Origin of the sequence: Paludibaculum fermentans, assembly GCF_015277775.1 — a bacterium.
In the GTDB taxonomy this organism is placed as follows: Bacteria; Acidobacteriota; Terriglobia; order Bryobacterales; family Bryobacteraceae; genus Paludibaculum; species Paludibaculum fermentans.
Genome location: NZ_CP063849.1, coordinates 9,128,641 through 9,145,350, shown reverse-complemented (window position 1 = coordinate 9,145,350; position 16,710 = coordinate 9,128,641). Strand labels below are relative to the sequence as shown.

Below are 16,710 nucleotides of genomic sequence, written 5' to 3'. Positions count from 1 at the left end.
GTTCAGGGCTAAGAGGGGACTCCGGCTGCTTGGGTTGCTGGTGGCGGGCCTGGCAGCTGGCTTCGTTTCGTCGGGTTGCGGCAAGGCTTGGAACCTGAGAAGAGAAGAGAGCCGGTCAGGGGACCGGCTGCCGACGAGGGCGTCCGCCCTCCCGACGGGGTGGGCGGATGGTTTGGGGAGAACGAGAGGCTTCCGGGTGGACTTCGGAGCAGGCGCGGGAAGACCTCGGGGGAGCCCGTCGCTGCCGCTCCGGGACTGGGTCCGGACACACGCGGGGTGTGATGGTTGCTCGCTACGGTTCCCCTGAGTGGGGCTTACATGTGAAATTGTCAAAGAGCAGGGCCAGATGGTCTCCGACTGGTGATGCGACTCGCGGCGGAGTCTGATGGCGGCTTCGTTTCGTCAATGCTCGACGGTTTCATCGATAATCGACGGCTTCGTCAATGCTCGGCAGCTTCGTCGATGATTAGCGGCTTCGTTTCGTCAACTCGGCGTGACATGGCGCTGGGGTGGTCTTCAGCGCTTGGACACGTTGTAGAAGTTGTCAGGCAGTCCGTCTGCGGCGGCGGGGTTGGCTTCGTTTCGTGGAATGCGGATCGGCTGGAGGCCGCCGAGCGGGTCCTGGTTGTCGGGGTGGTTCGTGTCGATGCCGGTGGTGAGGTGTTCGAGGGCGCGCCTTGGGCGGCCATAGCCTTCGTAGAAGAAGAGTTCATCGGTGTTGCTGGTCAGGCGGGTGACTTCGGCCAAGGGGACGTTCTCACGGACGCCTTTGACGACATCGGGGTGTTGCTGGGCGAGGGCGGCTCGCTCGGTTTGGAGTTTGCTGAGTTCCTTGATGGCTCGGTAGAGGCCGCGTTCGAGGTCGCGGCGGTAACGGGCATAGCGGTCGAGTTGGGCGCCGTGCGGGTCGGTTTCGGCCAATGGGTCCGTTTCGGCGAGGATCAAGCATTCGAAGGATTCGATGCGGCGGAGGTTCCAGGTGTGAGTGAGGATGCGGTGGAAGATCTCCTCCTCGATGCAGTTGGCGGGCCGGGTATCGAGGCGGAGGGAAGCTTCGAGGGCTGTGAACGCGATACGGTCTTCGGGCGTGATGCTAAGGTGCTGGGCGGTGAAGCCGTGGCGGCGGGCGTTCTGGGATGAGCGGGCCTTGCCTTGGATGGAGACGGGTCCGGTGGACTGTTTTGCGTTGGCCTGGTTGGCGGTGATCTGAGCGGCGGTAGCCATGATGTCAAACTCCTTGTAAATGAAAATGGCCGGCGTGGGTGCCGGCGCGATTCCAGGGTAACGTGGGGAGTCAAGGGAAATTGACCCATTTCTGAGGGCTTTTGTTGAAAAGAAACGAAATAAAGAGTTTCGGATGCGGTGACAGCCAATCGCTCAATACCGGAATTGGGGGAGAAGTGCGTTGGCTTGGAGGTGCCGGACGGCTGCCTGAGGGACTGCAGGGGTGCGACCGACTCCGCGCTTGCCCGGTTTGCGTCACGGGCTGGGTGGCGGCCGTCGGCTTCGTTTGGAACGGCCAGGGTGATGGGTCGACTAGAGCCGGCCGCGGCCGCGAACACCGCAGGGGTGCTGGCGGCCTGGCGAGCGCGCTCCTGGGCGAGGAAGGGGCGGAGGGCCTTCTGGACGGCGGTGATTCGGGCACAGATCCAGGCGTGGTAGCGGCCCAGGATTTGGAGGACCTCGGCGTGGTTCTGGTGAATCCAGAGCACGGCCTGGCGGCGGGCTCCATTGCTGACATGAAGGGCTTCTGCCCAGAGTTTGGCTTCGAGTTGGAAGAGGCGGCGCTCATGGCCTCGGAGAAGGAGGCGTTGGACGAACAGGGTGCGGAAGCGCGGGTCAGCGATGTCCTCCGTCTGCTCCAACGACTGTTGGCAGAGGCTGGCTTCGATGCCGGCAGGCAGGCGGTAGAGGCTGTGCCGGTTGGTGGCGTGCGGCGTGCGGCGGTGGCAACGGGTTCGTTTCGTCATGGCGTTGGGCTCCGGTTTCGGACGTTAGCGGGGCTTCGTCCTGTAGGTGCGGAGGGTGGCGAGGTCGGCGCGGCTGCGACGCCAAGTGCGGGCTTCGAAGTCCTGGCTGGTGCGGATACAAGCCGTGTCGCGGGCGCTCCTGTCGCGAATGGCGACGTAGGTGCGGTAAGCGGGATCGGCGTTGGGGCACTCCTTCGTGACCGATTCCCAATCGCGCTCGATGGCCACGCAGAGGGCGGTGGTTTCGACGAGAGAATGCCGGGAGTTGCGCCAAAGTTCCTCGGCAATGGAGTCGGCCATGTGCTGCTCGAGGCGGGTGGCGGGGGCGACGTGCTGGTGGACGTCGTCGCGGAGGGCCTTGAAGAGGCCCTGGTCCTCGATGCAGGTGATGACGCTGGCCGAGTCGTCTCCCAGGATGAGGGAGTTCTCGGCGCCGCTGGTTTGCAGAAAGTGGCGCGACGGCGTGAAGCCGTCCGTCGCCGGTTTGAAGATTTCCATGTGGTTGCTCCTTGGCCGAGGTTGTACACCATGGGGACGAGCAACTCAGGAGGGTACGGCTGTAAGCGCTTGGATGGAAAGAGAAGATAAATCCTGAGCGACGGGCAATGAAGACGGTTTAATGCCGGAATTGAGGGAGAAGTGCGTCAGGGCGCACCGCTGATCAGGACAGGTGCGGCGGTGCGAAAGCTGGGGACGCTTTCAGGACGTCCCCAGCCCCTGACGGCTTCAGAGATCAAGCGCCTATCCGGCGAGTCACACACCGAGACGTCCCGGGCCGGCCACCCGGTCAGGACGTGGTGGGCATCGTGCCGCCATCGATCACATAGTCGCTGCCGTGGATGGACGCCGCTCGAGGGGAGGCCAGGAACGCGGCCAGTTCGGCCACTTCCTCAGGCTGTGCCGGCCGGCCGATGGGAATGCCGCCAATCGTGTCCATGATGGCCTGGCGTGCCGTGCTCTCGTCGGTGCCCCGGCTCGCGGCCAAGGCGACGATCATGCCATGCGCGCCGGAGGTTTCGATGAAGCCGGGGGAGATCATGTTGACGCGCACGCCCAGAGGGCCGACCTCGTTGGCGAGCCCTTTGCTGTAGGTGCTGAGCGCCCCCTTCGCGGCTGCGTACGCCAGGGTGGAATCGTACAAGGGCAACCGGTGCTGAATCGAGGCCACGTGCAGGATGACGCCGGCTTTGCGTTCGATCATGCCGGGCAGAAAGTGCCTGTCGCAACGCACGGCAGCCAATAAGTTCATGTTGAGCGCCGTCTGCCAGTGTTCGTCAGTCAAAGCGGAGTAGCCCCCATTGGGCGCGTCCGAGCCACCCACGCAATTGACCAGGATGTCGACTCCGCCCCACTCGTCCAGAACTCGGCCGGCTAACGCGCGGATGCCGTCGGCACTTCCGAGGTCGGCCTGCACAAAGAGGGTGGGCGCCTGACCGGCGGGCAGCGGGGACCGTGCCGCGGTACAGACGCGTGCGCCGGCTAGAAGAAAGCGGCGGACCATGGCTTCGCCGGCGCCTTTAGTTCCGCCGGTCACCAGGACCCGCTTGCCTTGGAACTCCTCCGAGGCGACCGGGAAGGGGTAGTTGCTATGGGTGGTTGTCATTGGGAGTTACCTGTTCTGGCTGTCACGAGGCAAGTGTGCCATGCTACTCCTAAAATGGGAAGTACGCACGAAAAAGTAAGTTAGGAGCGAGTCATGTCCAAACGCTACACGCCCGTCTCGGCGGCAGCCGATGTCGAAGCAGCCCTGCGGCTGCTGGAAGGCCGATGGAAGCTGGTGATTCTGTTCCACCTCTTCGGCGGCAAGGTTCTGCGTTTTTCCGATCTCGAGCGGGCCATCCCCGGAATTACGCAGAAGATGCTGGGGCAACAACTGAAGGCGCTGGAGGCGGACGGCATCGTGCACCGCCAGGCGTATCCGCAGGTTCCGCCCAAGGTGGAGTACCGGCTGACCATCTGGGGCCAAGCTCTGTGTCCGGCGCTGGACGCGATCTTGAAATGGGCGGACCAGCGGGCAGAAGCGTGAGGGATAAGGGCGCCGACGTGCCCAGAGGCTCGATGCTCGTCGAGAAACTCCTGGTTCGAGAACAGAGATGCGGCGTTGCGGGCCGCGCGGGCCAACCCTCCGAGCGCTCCTGTTAGCATTGATCCGTGGAAGAACCCCTGCGTCAGGAATTACTCGCAAAAACAAAGCAGGCGCTCGATGGCGATGACTGGGAAGGCGTCGTGCGTCTCTGGCAGCCTTGGGTCGATCTCGGCGATTGCGAGGCGGAGTATCAGCTCGCCTATCATTACTTTTGGTGCACTCCCTGTGACGATGATTTGATGCGCGGCTCCATGCTGGGACTAATGCGGGCCGCTGCCGCCCAGGAACATCCCGAGGCAATCTGGTTTCTGGCTCATCGCGAGTTGCAGCCTTATGAGTCGAATCCGGAATATCAGCGGGAACTCCTGCGGGCCGGCCGGCTGGGGAGCGTTCACGCACAACGCGCATTGGGAGTTGCGTATGCGACCGGGGATTGGGCCGGTCCTCAGGATTTGGTGGAAGCTGTCCGGTGGTATCGTCTGGCCGCGGAGGCGGGTGAAGCGGAGTCTCGGTACGATCTCGGCTTCATGCTCCTGCTCGGGGAGGGAGGCGAGAAGGATACCGAGGAGGGGCTGATGTGGCTGGAGCGGGCCGCGGAGCAGGGAGAGTCGAGTGCGCTTCGGCTGCTGGTGGACTGCTACGAGAAGGGCCATTGCGATGTTCCTGTGAATGCCGCTCGAGCCCAGATTTGGCGTGGCCACCTGGAAGAGTATGAGCGGCTGCATCCGCGGGGACCGTCTCGCCAATACTCGATGGAGGGCGCAGCCTCCCCATCGTCACTGGAGGGCCTATTGGATATGGAGGGTGTGACTGGATTCGGCTTCGCAGAAGGACAGAGCGGGTTTCTCGTGAGCTACGACTCCGCTGTCATCACTGCTTCTCAACTCGATGGGGCGATCAGGGCCGCAGGGATCTCCGCCGTTCCGGCAGAGTGACGGGATTGGTGGAGGCGGGATCATGGCGGCTGGGCGTCCATTGGCGGAACGGTGGAGTGGGACCCGGCTTGTCAGACCTTTTGCTCAAATGCTTCAGGACCGCGGATTCCTGTCTCCCGTCTAGTTCCGACGCGCCGGCGGTTTTCGAACTGCGCGACGGTTGTGCTGCGGCACTCAAGACCGCAAGTCCACCGGCGGCAGCGAGTCCAACACGCGGCTTTGGTGAACGATCCTGTGGCCACCGGTGGGAAGTGACCAAGGCAATAGCGGCCAGCCAATTGTCGCCGCCGAAGATGGATACTTTCGCGGCGAGATGGGGAGTGACACACGAGGACGTCTGCCGCATTCACGACCATACAGTCGCAGTACCCGCCGCACCCACGAAGCTGTTCGCTGTTCGTCGAGGCCGTTCGCCTGGATGTACTCACTGGTGTCGCGAACGATGGGGCCGCATCCGCCCACTTCCAGGGGTTTGTCAACCTGACCGAACAGAGCCGCCAAGTGCTCCTTGGACGCCGGTAGTTCAGCCTCCGCAGTGTTGCGCTCCGCAGCCTTCAGTTCATGGCGGATTGCTTAGTGCCGTTGCTTCCTGGATTCCCTGGGCATCCGTTTGACCTTTAGCAGTCAATGGCACTCAGGTACGCTGGAACTTTCTGGTGAACATGACAACGGAATTCCTGCTCCGCGTTCTGCCGGGAACTCTCACCCGTTCCAACCACGGAAGCATTTGCGGCCAAATCTGGTGCGAATTTGGAACACTGGCTTTTCCAGAACCGCATTGGAGCGATTTCCCGATAGTTGTAGTGAGGTGGTGTCTTGAGGCTGCGGTTGCTCTCGTTGATGGTAGAAGGCGGAATGCTGAAGTGAGTTTCATGGATGGGCCGTACCTGGTCCGGGTCTTCGCCAAGCGCCGAGAATCCTGGCAAGTTGGGTTCGTCCAAAGAATGGTTGGCGGGACGAATGTAATGCACCAGTTCGATTTTGCCCCTGATCCGTTTATCAGAAGCCTGATGGCTTGCGCAGAAAACCTGTTACAGGAGTGCTCGGCGAACGGTTGGGAATCCGCCGATCTCGATTCCGTCATCTTGCAGCGGGAACGGCTGATCCACTGCGTCGCGAAGAATCGCAGACCTCGTTAGATTCCTGGGAGCGCTCTTGGGCACAGAGTGCAGTGTTGCGAGGCAGGGGAAACCGGCGTCGCCGCATAGGCGCGACACCATGCGGCACAGCGCTCAGGAAGCTGAACCCTCTCGATTGCATCATATTCGTTGGACCGCTTGCCGGAACTGGCAGCATCCGCAAGGCCGCGTCCAGCAATTGAAGTTTTAGGCTGTGGTCCAAGTTTCAAAGTTCATTACCGGAGTGCTTGACGGTACCCGGCCTTATCGATAGTCCGAAGAGTTGGCGTCTCATGCCGCTCCACGAGCCTCAGGCTCAAACCTGGCACTTCCAAGCACTCCCTCGTCGGCTGCCGCCTCTTGGCCGCAATCGTCCGCAACGTCCAGACCCTTGGGATCACAAGGACCGGGGCTCTTCTTTCGCCTTGCGTACTCGCCTTCCCCAAGCACCAGGCTTCTGGCGCGTCTCCGAGATTCAGGTTCCTTGCGGATGGCTGAAGTACTCTTCCTGCGATCGCCTCCTCCGCCCAGCCGCCGTCCGAAAGGCAGACCCGGCGGAACTCAATCCCCTGGCCGTTCTTCGTGCCCCCCGCCCACTCCCCGTCCGCCTCTCCGTCTCCCCTTCAGCCTCACCAATCCTTCCCTCCCAACGCCTCTCCACCCCCATTTCGCCACCCGGCAATCTGACGTATACTAAATCAATCTATAGTTAGTAGACGGATATAATCTACTATACTCAGAAGGCTGCGGCCCGGTCACCAACCTGGGCCGCGGTCACCGGCTCACCGCCCATTCCAGGATCCCCAGGATGCTGCAAACAAATGTCCCTTACCTTTTCCAATGGCTCAACGACACGCAGTTCGCCACCGTCATCCGCGAGTCCGATCTGCTCTTTCCCCTCATTGAAACAGTGCACGTGCTGGCCATCGCGCTGCTGGCCGGGACCGTGGCCATCGTCGACCTGCGCCTGCTGGGACTGGTTCTTAGACGTGAACCGGTGTCCAGCGTGGCCGGCCGGATCCTGCCGCTGACTTGGATCGGGTTCGCCGCCATGTTCGTCAGCGGGGTGCTGCTGTTTCTGGCCGAGGCCGCGAAGTCCTATGGAAACACGGCCTTCCGGATCAAGATCCTGCTGCTCGTGCTGGCCGGGCTGAACCCTCTCATCTTCCATTCGACGGTCTACCGCCGGGTGGCGGAGTGGGATCAGCAGGACACCCTGCCCGGACAGGCCCGGGTGGCCGCCATTGCCTCGCTCACCCTGTGGACCGGGATTATCCTGGCCGGAAGGGCCATCGCCTACTACTGAACATGTCTCTCCTCTCTATTTTTCAATGGCTTGCCGCCGCTCCGCTGTTCGATGTGATGCGCAATTCGAAGTGGGGTTTCGCCTCGGTGGAGATGCTGCACCTGGTGGCCTTGACCGCGCTCGGCGGAGCGATCCTGATTGGCGACCTGGCCATTCTCGGCATCGGGCTGAGCCGCACGGTCTCTTCCAAGGTGGGCCGGGAGCTCGCTCCGCTGTTCTGGATGGGACTGGCCGGGGCGGTGGTCTCGGGCGCCCTATTGGTCTCCGCCGAGGCGATGAAGTGCTACTACCATCCGGCCTTCCGCCTGAAAATGCTGCTTTTCGTCCTGGTGCTGGCCTTCTACCTGACCCTCCACCGGCGCGCACAGGACATCGCACCGGGCACGCAGCCCGGCCGGCTGGCCAAGCTCTCTGCTGTGGTCTCGCTCACGCTGTGGTTGGGCGTGGGCCTGGCGGGCCGGGCGATCGGGTTTCTGTGAGGAGCCGCATGCGCTGTAAACTACTCACCGGATTCGTGTTCGCCGTGCTCGCCTCAGCCGGTACGGCGGAGCACCGCAAGCAGTCGATGGACGCCGCGCAGGAGTGGAAAGAGGAGTTGTGGGAGGCGCTGTCCGCGCGGGATGCGAAAAAGTCCGCGAAGCTGGCCGGAAAGCTGGCGGCGCTGGGCAAGGCGGAGGAAGCGGAGTGGAAGAAGGCGGGGCAGGAGGATGTGCGGGCCCTGGCGGCCCAAAACTCGGCTGCCGCTCGCGAGGTGCTGCTGTCAGCACGGGCGGGCCGGTTCGAGCAGGCGCTTCAGGCCTTTGGCCGCCTCGAGGCCACCTGCCGAGGCTGCCACGACCTGCACCCTGAGAAGCGCCCGCCCGTCCGGTAACTCCAGTGCTTAGCGGCCCGGAGCGTTGTCGCCCGGTCCACCATCGCCGGGCGTGCCGCCATAGATATTGCGACCGTCCGGCAGCGTCACGCGGCGGCCGTCGATCAACCGGGAGCCGTCCTTGGCCCGGTATCCATCCACAATCAAGGTGTCGCCCAGCTTGATATCGCCCTTCTTGAACCCACGGCGGGAGAGGGCTCCGGGGCCGGCGCCCTCACAGGCCCAGTTCTCCACCTGGCCCTTCTCGTTCTTCACGTCGAGGTAGAAGTACGAGTGCGGATTCGTCCATTCAATCTTGGTGAGCGTGCCCGTCAACCGGACTGCCTTGCTGGCATCAAACTCAGCGGCGAACGAGTGGTGGGCCACCACGGGAACGGCCGCCGCGAAGACAGCTACGGCCGCCATCAGCGCAAATCTTGACTTCAAATTGAGTCTCCTTTCATCAGACGACTAATTCTATCTACAATAACTGTTTTCGTGTTATAGTCAAGATCCAAACCAACCCTATGCCCATCCAAAACCACTCAGCACTCACAATTCTGGCTGGAGTCCTCCTGATTGCCGGAGACCGCCTGGCCGCTCAGTCGACCGCCCCGAAGCCGACCGACCAGCCCGCCGAATCGCCTTATGGTGATCTGATTGGCGCTGATAAGAAAGGCACTTCCAAGCCAACACCGCGCACCGCGGATGGCCGCCCCGATTTCAACGGCTTCTGGAAAGGAACCCGAAACACGAAGCCGGTGGGCAATATCGCGAAGGATCTGCCGGGCCTGAAGCTGCCGCTGACGCCGGCCGGCGAGGCGGCCTGGAAGCACAACACCACGGCGACGGTGGATCCGGAAGCGGTGTGCATCATCGGCGGGATTCCGCGGCACAACGCCAGCGGCCTGCCGTTCATGGTGATGCAGACTCCGAAGCTGGTGTCGTTCCTCTACTTCTACACCTACTACCGGCTGATTCCCGTGGATGGCCGGAAGCACTCCGAGGATCCCGATCCCTCGTTCTTCGGCGAGGAGATCGGGCACTGGGAGGGCGACACGCTGGTGATTGACTCCATTGGGTTTAAGGACACGCAGGTCTGGGCCGACGAAAACGGGAGCCCGCATGGCGACACCCTGCACGTCGTCGAGCGGTGGACCCGGCCCGATGCCGACCACCTGCACGTCGAGACGCTGATTGAGGATCCGAAGTTCTATACGAAACCGTTCACTTACTCGCGGACGTGGGTGGCCGGCGAGCCGGGCCAATTGCTGGCCGAGTACTCGTGCAGCGAGAACAACGTCGACCGCGAGCATCTGGGCTTCGGACCGGGCCCAATCCGGCCGGACGGCACGCGCGGATATCTCGATCCGGCTCCGCTGCCGCCGCCGCCCACGCCCGTGAAACCAGTCAAAAAGTAAGAGCTTGTAGTCCACTCCCTGTTTGAGTGGACACTGTCCGCCCGCCCCTGTCGGCCTACTCCCAGCGTTAAGGCCGGATTCCCCTTTTCCCATGAGTGCACTCGCTACCTTTGCCGACCAGCCGCGCCGTACCCGGTTTCGGGCATGGCTTTACCAGATTCACCTCTGGCTGGGCCTGATCGCCGGACTCGTCTTCGGCGTTGTCGGGCTCAGCGGAGCCATCGTTGTGTTCCGGGTGGAGATGAACTACATGTCGACACCCGGGACGTCGAGCGTCAAACCGGACGCCCGGCGGCTCCCGTTGGACGACCTCGTTGCGGCGGTGCTGCGCGAGCATCCGCGCGACCGGGTCTTCAATGCGGCCTTCGACACCGGGCCGGAGACGGCCTGGAACCTGAGATCCACCACACCGGAGGGGCACCGGGTCCACAACTTCGTGGACCAGTACCGCGCAGTGCTGATTGGGCGCGATGACTACACGAACAAGTTCCTGCAATGGCTCTGGAGCCTGCATGCGGATCTGCTGGGCGGCAAAACGGGCCGCCTGGTGAACGGAATTGTGGCGATTGCCGGGATGATCCTCGCCCTCACCGGACTGGTGGTCTGGTGGCCAGGCCGTCGGACCTGGCGGGCGGGCCTGCACTACCTGCGGGGCGGCCGGTGGCAGCGCCAGAACTACGATCTTCACAAGGTTGTGGGGTTCTACAGTTCGCTGCTGTTCGGATTCGTCACGTTCACCGGCGCGTACTTCGCGTTTCCCGATGCGTATAAGTCCGCCACGGCCTGGGTGACGCGCACGGCCCGCATTGGAGAGATCGACCCATGCGCCTTCAACGGCCCACCGGCGAGGACGCGGCTGGCGGACCGGCGGATCCGCTATGAGGATTACCTGCGCCTAGCCGAGGCGGCGATGCCCGGGGCACGGGCGGTCTATATCAGCTTCCCGAACGATAGCGGCAAGGCGATTGGCGTGAAGTTGAAGGAGCCGAACGACTGGCACCGGGTGGGGCTGTCCAATGTCTACCTGGAGCCGGCGGACGGGCAGGTGATCCATGTGGACCGGTTCTCCACCAACTCGATTGGTACGAAATTCATTAAGTTGATGCTGCCGCTGCACTTCGGCCGGTTTGGCGGCGGCTTTGGCCTGGGGCCCATCGCGGTGTACGCAGTGATGGTGCTGTATGTCCTGATCGGGCTGGCGCCGTTTGCGCTGTCGGTCACGGGCCTGCTCATGTACTGGAACCGGTCGCTTTCCAAACGCTGGAAACGGCGTTTCTCTCCTATTCCACAGAGTTCGAAATCATGCGAATCCTACTCAACGCGCTGATCCTGGCGCTTCTTTTCACACTGCAAGCCCACTCCTGGCAAGCACCGAATGACCCCGCTCCGGCAGGGACCGTCACCGCGACGGTGACAGATTCCAGTGGAGCCTCCATCCGGGACGCACGGGCCGAACTGTCCGGCTCGGCGCGCCGCTCGGCCCAGAGCGACGAGAACGGGCGGGTGTCCCTCTCCGCCCTGCCGGCGGGTACCTACCACCTGACGGTCAGCCAGGCGGGCTTCTCCCCGCGAGAGGTGCCGTTCGAACTGGCCGCCGGCGGATCGAAGGAGCTGGCGATCGAACTCGCGCTGGCACCGATGGCGAACTTTGTGGAGACCGTCAGCAAGGTGAAGGAGGAGACCCTCAACGTACCCTTTCTGGTCTCGACGGTGAGCGCCCAGGAGTTGCGCGACACGGGCGCCGGCAGCTTCGATGAGGCCCTGCGGACCGTGGCTGGGCTGCAGCATGCCACGCAGGGCAATGTATATACAAGGATCTCGACGCGCGGGTTGCGGGATACGGCCGATGTGCTGGTGCTGCTGGATGGGGTTCCGTTCCGGCAGGCGAACGGCAGCGCCGACCTCACGATGATTCCGGTGAATATGCTGCAGGGGGCGGAGTTCGTGAAAGGGCCGGCATCGTCGGTCTATGGGCGCAGCGCCATCGGCGGCACGGCGCAGTTCTTCACCGTACCGGAGGCGCAACCCAGGCCCAGCGCGGAGCTGGTCTTTGGGGTGGGCAGCTTCTCGACTTTCGAAGGGCAGGGGTCGTTCCATGTTCCATGGAGCCGCGGACGCATCGCCGGCGCGAGCTCCCTGGCGCGCTCGGATGGGTATCAGAAGAAGACCGGGCGGGACACCAACTTCGGCACGCTCGCGGTGGACCACACGTTCTCGAAGCTGCTGAATGTGCGGCTGAACTACTGGGGCAGCGACGTGGAGGCGGGCCGCGGTTCCATCATTCCGTTGCGCAATGGACGGCCGCTGTACGGAATCACTCCGGAAGACAACTTCGGGATCGACGGTGCCGGCTTTTCGGGGCAACTGCACTCGTTCACCGGGAAGGTGGACACGGAGCTGACGCCGCGCCTGCTGCTGACGAATACGTTCAACTTCAACCGCTACGACCGCTTCGTGACCGGCGGCATCACTATTCTGCCGGCCCCGACAGTCTCGAACAAGGGGTGGTCGGAGACGAATACGCGGCAGGATACGTGGATCCACGACACGGTGCTCCGCTGGGACGCGGCGAAGGGCCGGGTGAAGAGTTCGCTGCTGGGCGGGGCCACGTTCGAGGGGAACGACCAGCGGCAGGCGAGTCCAACCTTCACGAATCCGGCCACATTCACAGGTCCGGACTATGTGAATCCGGTGGCGAATGCGGCCAACGGGCCCAAGGGCATTCGCGGCGCGGCGGTGACTTCGTTGTTCAACCAGACGGTGCAGAGTGCTTATCTGCAAGACAGGGTGCAGGTTGACCGTGTAGGCATCACCCTGGGGCTGAGGTTCGATCACTTCGACCAGTTGCTGCGGAGGCTGGATACTCCGGTGCAGGCAGGGTATGACAAGTGGAAGCTGAGCCCGAGGGTGGCGGCGGACGTGGCACTGCTGCGCGGCGAGCGGCTGGATGTGGTGGCCTTTGGGAACTTCGCGCAGGGTTTCCGGCCGCAGGTTCCGGCCCTGAGTACGCAGAACAACGTGATCATTCCGCAGTTGCTGCGGCCGGAGGTGACCCGGAATGTGGAGGGCGGGTTGCGGGTGCGCAGCGGGCGCCTTAGCGGCGAGGCCTCCTATTTCAATATGAGGAAGATCGACGGGCAGCGCTCGTTCCGATCCGGCCCGGACGACTTCACGTTCGTGAACGCCACTTCGCGGGTGCGGGGCTTTGAGGCGGAGTTGCGGGCCCGGCTGCCCAAGGGCGGGCACTCGGTCTTCGCCAACTACGCCCATCACAATGCGCGGCACATCGAGTTCAGGACGACTTTGACGACCGACTTCAGCGGATACCGGGTCCGGATGAGTCCGGCCAACATCGCGGGCGGCGGGGTGACCCTGCAGCTTGCGAGGTTTACGTGGACAAACAGTGCGGCGTATGTGGGCTCGCGGCCATTGCGGGATAACGTCGTGAACCCGCAGTGGCTGCCGTCGTACACGCTGCTCACGTCGTCACTGGGCGTCCGGTTCGGCAACGTGTCGGCGGTGGTTTCGGCGACCAACCTGGCGGACCGGTTCTATATCGCGGACGACTTTTCGTCGCAGGATGCGGGCTGTCCGGGTGTGCCGAGGTCGATCACGCTGCGGGTGAGATACCGTTTCTAGCCGGCTCTTTTTTATTCCCCTTTGTCAATCGACATAGTAGTATATAAAATAGATCGGTTTACTCTAGTAAAGCCAGCGAGGAGCTGGAAGGTGGGAATTCAACATGCAGAAACGTCTCTCTTTTAACGCAATCTTATTGATCGGATTGAGCTTAGCGGCCGGATCGGCGGCTTACGGGCAGACAGGGCAGATTACCGGACGGGTGGCGGATGCCAGTGGAGCGGTAGTGGCCGGCGCCTCGGTAAAGGTCAAGAATGCGGGTACAAACGTGGAACGGACCGCGGTTTCGAACGAGTCCGGCTTGTATACGGTGCCGTTGCTGGGCCCAGGCCGGTATGACGTCGCGGCGGAGAAGCCGGGGTTCAAGCTCGCGACGCTGGGCAATGTCGCCCTCGCCGTAGATCAGCGGCTCGAGGTGAACTTCACACTCGAGGTTGGCTCGGTTTCGGAGAAGATCGACGTGGTCGAGCAGAGCCAGCAGCTCAACACTGTCGAAGCGAGCCAAGGCCAGGTGATCGACAACAAGCGGATCGTGGAGATGCCGCTCAACGGCAGGTACTACGGCGACCTGGCCCTGCTCTCAACGGGGGCGGTGCCGTCGGCGCCGGGCAGCCGCTTTGGCGGCTTCAGTTCGGGCGGCCAGCGGGTGACGCAGAACAACTACCTGATCGACGGCATCGACAACAATTCCGTGGAGTTGGCCGGAGCGGGCCGGCGGGCCGAGATGGTGCAGCCTTCCATTGACGCCGTGCAGGAGTTCAAGGTGCAAACCAACGCGTACTCGGCCGAGTTCGGGCGCGCGATGGGGGCGATTGTGAACCTGACGCTGAAGTCAGGGACGAACCAGGTGCACGGGTCGGCGTTCGAGTTCCTGCGCAACGAGAAGCTGGACGCGTTGAACTACTTCACGCCGGCCGGCGCGGCCAAGCCGCCGTTCAAGCGGAACCAGTATGGCTTCTCGTTTGGCGCTCCGGGGGTGATTCCGAAGCTGTTCAACGGAAGGAACCGGACGTTCATCTTCGGCGACTACGAAGGGACGAGGGTGCGGGAGACGAGCACAGTGGTGAGCACGATCCCCACGCTGCGGATGCGGACGGGCGACTTTGGCGAACTGACCTCCAAGAAGCTGGTGGATCCCACCAACGGGCAGGTGTTCGCAAACAATGTGATCCCCTCTTCGCGGCTCGATCCGGTGGCGAGCGGGCTGATCAATCTGTATCCCACTCCGCTGTCGTCGAACCTGGCGTCGAACTACACGTTTTTGTCGCCGCGCTGGCAGGACGTGGACAAGTGGGACGTGCGGGTGGACCAGAACCTGGGCACGAAGGATACGGCCTTCTGGCGGTTGAGCAAGCAGGACGTCTCGGTGCCGGATACGCCCTCGTTGCCGGCGCCCGCCTATGGCGGCGGCAACCTGGACTACATCACCGAGGGCTACAACACGGGCGCGGGCTGGAATCACATCTTCACACCGACGCTGCTGCTCTCGGTCCGCGCGGGCTGGAACTTCACGCTGTTCAAGCGCGACAATCCGGCCTCGACGCAGGGGCAGTTGCTGAACGCGAAGTATGGGATCAAGGGCGGCGACAACACGATTCCCGGCGGGTTCTCGCAGATGAGTCTCACGGGCTACCGGGCGCTGGGCATCGGCGGCTTCAATCCGGTCGATCGCGACTCGCAGAACCGGCAGCTTTCGGGGGATCTGACGTGGATCCGCGGGCGGCACAATTTCAAGTTCGGGGCGGGGTTCCTGCGGTCGCAGAACAACATCCTGAACCAGCGGAATGCGGTGGGCAACTACAGTTTCAACTCGCAGTATACGGGGGACGGCGCAGCCGATTTCCTGCTGGGCTACTCGAACTCGTGGAGCTGGAATACTCCGGTAAACGTTCAGTTGCGGACGTACAACCTGAGCCTCTATGCGCAGGACGACTGGAAGATCACCAACCGGCTGACGGTGAACCTGGGCTTGCGGTATGAGGTCTCGCCGCCGTGGGTGGAGAAGTACAACAAGATGGGGATCTTTGACATCGACACGGTTCCGGGGCAGGCCAAGCTGGTCTACGCGGCGAACGGTTCGCGCTACGACCGGGCGCTGGTCACGACGGACAAGAACAACTTCATGCCGCGCGTGGGCTTTGCGTACAAGGCGAACGACGCCACGGTCATTCGTGCCGGATACGGACTGTACTACACCTACATGGAGCCGTTCGGGGATAACGAGTTCCTGATCGGGAATCCGCCTTTTGCTTACGGCGTGAGCCTGGCGGGCAGCACGACGAGCCCGGCCGTGGTTCTGGCGGGCGGGCCGCCCTCCGGCTCCACTGATTTCACGAAAGCCACGGGGCTGCAGTTCAGCTCGTTTGAGCGCGATCCGAAGCTGTCGAGCGCGCACCAGTGGAACTTCAATATCCAGCGGCAACTGCCGAAGGACTGGTTTGCCGAAGTGGGCTACTCGGGTTCGCGCGGGCTGCACCTGGTGCGGCAGTATGAGGGCAACTTCTCGCTGCCGGGCGCGGGGGCACTGAATTCGAAGCGCATCTACAAATCGCTGGAGATTCCGGGCACCGGCATCACGACCTCGCCGCTGGCCGAGGTGTATAGCCACCGCTATGACGGCAACTCGAACTATCACGCGCTGCTGACGAAGATCGAGAAGCGGTTCTCGGGCGGCTTCACGCTGCTGGGTTCCTACACGTTCTCGAAGGCGATCGGCGATACGTGCGGCGGCTCGGCACAGGGCAACGCGTCGGGTTGCGGGTATCAGGATCCGCGCTACATGAGCCTGGAGAAAGCGATCGACAACCAGGACGTGCCGCACCGTTTCGTGACCAGCACGCTGTATGACCTGCCGTTTGGCCGCGGCCGCGCCTTCGGCAAGTCGGTGCATCCGGTGGTAGACGCCGTGGTGGGCGGATGGAGCCTGGGCAGCATTGTCACGGCCTCCAGCGGCCTGCCGTATAGCGTTGTGGTTTCGGGCAATCCGGCCAACACGGGCAGCATCAACATCGTGAACCGGCCGAATGTGGTGGGGGAGCTGTTCTCGACCACGCGCACGGTGCAGCAGGACTTCAACACGGCCGCCCTGGCCAGGAATGCCGCATTCACCATCGGCAATGCGGGCCGCAACATCCTGCGGCAGCGGAGCCAGTTCGGCTGGGACTTCTCGGCGGCGAAGTCGTGGCAACTGCAGGAAGCGCTGCGGCTGCAGTTCCGCTTCGAGGCGTTCCAGTTCACCAACACGCCGCGATTCGGCACTCCGGGCAACACGCTGGGGGCCGCGAATTTCGGCACGATCACGAGCGCCGCGACGCCGAGGAACCTGCAACTCGGCCTGAAGCTGGCGTGGTGACCTTGTCCGATGTAGTTGAGCGAGACGGAAGGC

General features: G+C 63.1%; 13 protein-coding genes. 9 read left to right on the top strand and 4 right to left on the bottom strand.

The annotated features are described in order from the left end of the window. Nucleotides 1–516: 516 nt before the first annotated feature. The 3 genes from IRI77_RS36260 to IRI77_RS36250 all read right to left on the bottom strand — a co-directional run bounded on the left by IRI77_RS36260 (nt 517) and on the right by IRI77_RS36250 (nt 3,573). Nucleotides 517–1,224 (bottom strand): hypothetical protein, encoded by a 708-nt coding sequence (locus IRI77_RS36260; RefSeq protein WP_194449796.1) that lies wholly within the window; start codon nt 1,222–1,224, stop codon nt 517–519. Nucleotides 1,225–1,994: 770 nt separating this feature from the next. Next, the gene (locus IRI77_RS36255; RefSeq protein WP_194449795.1) at nt 1,995–2,468 is read right to left on the bottom strand and encodes a hypothetical protein; all 474 of its coding nucleotides are present in this window, start codon (nt 2,466–2,468) and stop codon (nt 1,995–1,997) included. Nucleotides 2,469–2,757: 289 nt separating this feature from the next. Further along, on the bottom strand, nt 2,758–3,573 hold the full coding sequence (locus IRI77_RS36250) for an SDR family oxidoreductase (RefSeq protein WP_194449794.1): 816 nt from the start codon (nt 3,571–3,573) through the stop codon (nt 2,758–2,760). Between the two features lie 93 nt (nt 3,574–3,666). Here IRI77_RS36250 and IRI77_RS36245 point away from each other — a divergent pair, with 93 nt between their 5' ends. The 5 genes from IRI77_RS36245 (at nt 3,667) to IRI77_RS36225 (ending at nt 8,286) form a co-directional block, all read left to right on the top strand. Further along, nucleotides 3,667–3,996 carry a winged helix-turn-helix transcriptional regulator gene (locus tag IRI77_RS36245; RefSeq protein ID WP_194449793.1) on the top strand — a complete coding sequence of 110 codons (330 nt, stop codon included), beginning with the start codon at nt 3,667–3,669 and terminating at the stop codon, nt 3,994–3,996. 125 nt (nt 3,997–4,121) lie between these two features. Then, on the top strand, nt 4,122–4,991 hold the full coding sequence (locus IRI77_RS36240) for a tetratricopeptide repeat protein (RefSeq protein WP_194449792.1): 870 nt from the start codon (nt 4,122–4,124) through the stop codon (nt 4,989–4,991). Nucleotides 4,992–6,917: 1,926 nt separating this feature from the next. Next, nucleotides 6,918–7,415: a DUF6644 family protein gene (locus IRI77_RS36235; RefSeq protein WP_194449791.1), complete on the top strand. Its 498-nt coding sequence runs from the start codon at nt 6,918–6,920 to the stop codon at nt 7,413–7,415. 2 nt (nt 7,416–7,417) lie between these two features. Continuing rightward, on the top strand, nt 7,418–7,894 hold the full coding sequence (locus IRI77_RS36230; protein WP_194449790.1) for a DUF6644 family protein: 477 nt from the start codon (nt 7,418–7,420) through the stop codon (nt 7,892–7,894). A gap of 8 nt (nt 7,895–7,902) precedes the next feature. After that, nucleotides 7,903–8,286 carry a hypothetical protein gene (locus IRI77_RS36225; RefSeq protein WP_194449789.1) on the top strand — a complete coding sequence of 128 codons (384 nt, stop codon included), beginning with the start codon at nt 7,903–7,905 and terminating at the stop codon, nt 8,284–8,286. Between the two features lie 9 nt (nt 8,287–8,295). Here IRI77_RS36225 and IRI77_RS36220 read toward each other — a convergent pair whose 3' ends face one another. Beyond that, entirely contained in the window at nt 8,296–8,712 is a 417-nt protein-coding gene (locus IRI77_RS36220) for a DUF6152 family protein (protein ID WP_194449788.1), read from the bottom strand. 80 nt (nt 8,713–8,792) lie between these two features. Between IRI77_RS36220 and IRI77_RS36215 the strand changes: the two genes are divergently transcribed. The 4 genes from IRI77_RS36215 to IRI77_RS36200 all read left to right on the top strand — a co-directional run bounded on the left by IRI77_RS36215 (nt 8,793) and on the right by IRI77_RS36200 (nt 16,677). Then, nucleotides 8,793–9,686, top strand: coding sequence for a hypothetical protein (locus IRI77_RS36215; protein ID WP_194449787.1), 894 nt, complete (start codon nt 8,793–8,795; stop codon nt 9,684–9,686). Nucleotides 9,687–9,777: 91 nt separating this feature from the next. Then, a complete protein-coding gene (locus IRI77_RS36210) occupies nt 9,778–11,013 on the top strand; it encodes a PepSY-associated TM helix domain-containing protein (RefSeq protein ID WP_194449786.1) in 1,236 nt (411 codons plus the stop codon). Beyond that, on the top strand, nt 10,989–13,325 hold the full coding sequence (locus tag IRI77_RS36205; protein ID WP_194449785.1) for a TonB-dependent receptor: 2,337 nt from the start codon (nt 10,989–10,991) through the stop codon (nt 13,323–13,325). Before IRI77_RS36210 ends, IRI77_RS36205 begins: the two co-directional genes overlap by 25 nt. Before the next feature lie 103 nt (nt 13,326–13,428). Next, the gene (locus IRI77_RS36200; protein ID WP_194449784.1) at nt 13,429–16,677 is read left to right on the top strand and encodes a TonB-dependent receptor; all 3,249 of its coding nucleotides are present in this window, start codon (nt 13,429–13,431) and stop codon (nt 16,675–16,677) included. The last annotated feature ends 33 nt before the right edge of the window (nt 16,678–16,710 follow it).

What these genes read in the sequence shown, in the direction of transcription:
- IRI77_RS36260 (WP_194449796.1), bottom strand. Translation starts at nt 1,224, where the DNA reads ATGGCTACCGCCGCTCAGATCACCGCCAACCAGGCCAACGCAAAACAG.
- IRI77_RS36255 (WP_194449795.1), bottom strand. Translation starts at nt 2,468, where the DNA reads ATGGAAATCTTCAAACCGGCGACGGACGGCTTCACGCCGTCGCGCCAC.
- IRI77_RS36250 (WP_194449794.1), bottom strand. Translation starts at nt 3,573, where the DNA reads ATGACAACCACCCATAGCAACTACCCCTTCCCGGTCGCCTCGGAGGAG.
- IRI77_RS36245 (WP_194449793.1), top strand. Translation starts at nt 3,667, where the DNA reads ATGTCCAAACGCTACACGCCCGTCTCGGCGGCAGCCGATGTCGAAGCA.
- IRI77_RS36235 (WP_194449791.1), top strand. Translation starts at nt 6,918, where the DNA reads ATGCTGCAAACAAATGTCCCTTACCTTTTCCAATGGCTCAACGACACG.
- IRI77_RS36230 (WP_194449790.1), top strand. Translation starts at nt 7,418, where the DNA reads ATGTCTCTCCTCTCTATTTTTCAATGGCTTGCCGCCGCTCCGCTGTTC.
- IRI77_RS36225 (WP_194449789.1), top strand. Translation starts at nt 7,903, where the DNA reads ATGCGCTGTAAACTACTCACCGGATTCGTGTTCGCCGTGCTCGCCTCA.
- IRI77_RS36215 (WP_194449787.1), top strand. Translation starts at nt 8,793, where the DNA reads ATGCCCATCCAAAACCACTCAGCACTCACAATTCTGGCTGGAGTCCTC.
- IRI77_RS36210 (WP_194449786.1), top strand. Translation starts at nt 9,778, where the DNA reads ATGAGTGCACTCGCTACCTTTGCCGACCAGCCGCGCCGTACCCGGTTT.
- IRI77_RS36205 (WP_194449785.1), top strand. Translation starts at nt 10,989, where the DNA reads ATGCGAATCCTACTCAACGCGCTGATCCTGGCGCTTCTTTTCACACTG.
- IRI77_RS36200 (WP_194449784.1), top strand. Translation starts at nt 13,429, where the DNA reads ATGCAGAAACGTCTCTCTTTTAACGCAATCTTATTGATCGGATTGAGC.